This window comes from Citrobacter sp. TBCS-14 (assembly GCF_005280805.1).
GTDB classification, from domain to species: domain Bacteria; phylum Pseudomonadota; class Gammaproteobacteria; order Enterobacterales; family Enterobacteriaceae; genus Citrobacter; species Citrobacter gillenii.
The window spans coordinates 1-224 of the sequence record NZ_SZWM01000865.1; the positions used below are offsets into that span (position 1 = coordinate 1).

The 224-nt window shown below is 54.0% G+C and carries 1 protein-coding gene; it reads right to left on the minus strand.

From position 1 onward, the window contains the following. Positions 1-224 (minus strand): HAMP domain-containing protein (locus FDX22_RS31785; protein WP_255433030.1); only part of this gene is annotated, 224 nt, incomplete at both ends.

The window sequence follows — 224 nt, forward strand, 5'->3', positions numbered from 1 at the left end:
GCAGATCGGCTTCAATCTCCTTACGCTCTGCCACTTCCTGTTCAAGCTGACTTTTTTGCGTATTGAGCTGACCCAGCGTATGGCGCAGTAACCCCGCAATGCGCCCTAGCTCATCACGACCATAAACCGGGATCGAGGCATCGGTTCTGCCAAGACCAATTTGCACCACGGCCTGGTTGAGCGCGGTAAAACGCTTCACCAACCGTGAACGGATAAAGTAGTGG